The following is a 2,032-nucleotide window of genomic DNA, read 5'->3' as shown; positions in this document are numbered from 1 at the left end:
CTCGCGCCGAAGCTTGCGCCGCACGCCGTGTTTCGCGGTCGCGGCTCGCGCCGCTCCTACAGGGGCTTCGGCGGGTTTGCGGGAGCGTTCCTGCGGCCGCATCAGCGCGGCCGAGTCGCGCCGATTTCGATGCGGGTGGTTTCGCGCACCGACACGCGCAGCGCGGTCGGCGCGTCGCTCAGCGACCACGGCAGCGGCAGGTTGTCGGCGATCGTCTGCAGGCGGTGTTCGCCGACGCCGACGCGGGCGAAGGCGAACGCGCCGTTGCTGTCGGTGCGCGCGATCCAGCGGCCGTCGAGCACCACGGTGACGTTGGCGGCGGGACGCTCGGAGGCGGCGCGCACGCCGTCGCCGTTCTCGTCCAGGTACAGCGTGCCGGCGATGTCGCCGCTGGCCGCGTTCGGCGCGGCGCCGAGCACCGGCTGCGGGCGGCCGGCCTGCCAGTCGTAGCGCAGGGTCAGCAGCGCCGAGCGTTCGCGCGGCAGGCGCTGGAACGGCGAATCCAGGGCCAAAGGGTCGAGCAGGAACGGCGAGCGCTGCGAGCCGCGGCTCTGGTACAGCGCCGCGCTCAGCGACCAGCCGCGCGCCAGCGCGCCGCTGAGGCCGAGGTTGAAGTCGCTGCCGCGGGTCGCCGACGGACCGTCGCCGCGGGTCCAGCGCGCGGTGCCGTCCAGGCTCCAGCGCTGGCCCAGGCGCAGCCCGCCGTACAGCGATGCGCTGGCGCTGCGGGTCGCTTCGAGCCCGCGCTGGCCGAGTTCGGCGTAGGCCAGCGAAAGCGACAGGTGCTGGCCTTCCGGCAGCGGCAGCGCCTGGTCGATGCTGGCCTGCCAGCTGCGCTCGCCGCCGCCGGCGTCGGCGCGGTCGAGCTGCAGCCGGGTCTGGCCCCAGTCGCTGCGGTAGTCGGCGAAGCCTTGCAGCGAGTACGCGTCGCCGCCGCCGTCGGCATGGCGCAGGCTGGCGCTGGCGCCGTAGCCCAGGCGGGTGCTGGCCTGGTAGCGCGCGAACGCGGTGGCGTAGCGGCCGTCGAAGCCGCGGCCGCTGATCGAGCGGATTTCGTCGAGGCCGGCGTTCCACAGCCAGCGCCCGTATTGATAGCCGATGCGGTAGTAGCCGCCGCGCGCGTCCTGGTTGACCGGCAGCGCGCCCCAGGCCATGCCCGGGTCGAGCGAGAACACGCCGGCGTCGTGGCGGAAGCGGCCGCGGCGCGCGCTGGCGTCGATCCAGCCGCCGCTGGCGTTGCCGTCGCGGCTGTGGCTGTTGAGCAGATTGAACTGGACCGAATCGGCGCCCGAGCTCCAGCGCGCGGCCCAGTGCCCGGCCTGGGTCGCGCCCGGCGTCAGCGCGACCCCGCGCGCGTCCGCGGCGATGCGGCCGTCGTTGCTCAGCAGCGCCGCCGACGCGGTCCAGTTCGGCGCCGGCCGCCATTGCGCGCCGAGCGCGGCGACTTCGCCGTCGCCGAGTTCGAAGCCGACCGTGCGGGTGCCGTCGAACACGCCGGCGCGGCCGAACGCGGCGTACACCGTGCGGCCGTCGGCGTCGCGGCTCCACTGGCTGCTGGCGCCGGCCATCGCCACGGTCGGCAGGAAGAAGCGGTATTGGTTGCGCTGCAGCTCCGGCGCCGGCGTGGCCAGCACGCCCAGGCCGTTGTCGCCGCGCCAGCCGCCGTCGACGTACACGCCGCGCTGCCACAGCGTGGCCGCGCCGCTCCATTCGCGCGCGCCGTCGCGGCGCTCGCCGCTGCGGCGCAGCGCGGTGGCGTCGAGCGAGACGCTGCCCCAGTGGGCGGTTTCCCAATAGCCGCCGAGGCTGAGCCCGCGTTCGTCGTAGCGCTCGTCGCCGCGTTCGTTGCGGGCGTAGTCCAGGCCGATGCGCAGCGAACGCGGCAGGCCGCTGTCGTTGCGTTCGTCTTCCGGATCCGGCGGCAGCGGCGCCAGCGCCTGCGGCGCGATGATGCGGTCGCGGTATTCGCCGGCGGGCGCGGGCGCGTCCTGCGCCGCCGCCGTGCCGGCGCACGCGGCCAGGATCAGCGCCA

Annotated in this window: 1 protein-coding gene; it reads right to left on the bottom strand. The window is 75.5% G+C overall.

The genetic code is table 11. The features are described 5' to 3' along the window. Positions 1–101: 101 nt before the first annotated feature. Positions 102–2,032 (bottom strand): hypothetical protein (locus tag A7A76_RS15745; RefSeq protein WP_206412073.1); only part of this gene is annotated, 1,931 nt, incomplete at its 5' end.

The organism is Lysobacter enzymogenes, assembly GCF_017168095.1.
GTDB lineage: Bacteria > Pseudomonadota > Gammaproteobacteria > Xanthomonadales > Xanthomonadaceae > Lysobacter > Lysobacter enzymogenes_D.
Note: the sequence above shows the minus strand (reverse complement) of the source record. Positions and strands in the feature narration are given on the sequence as shown.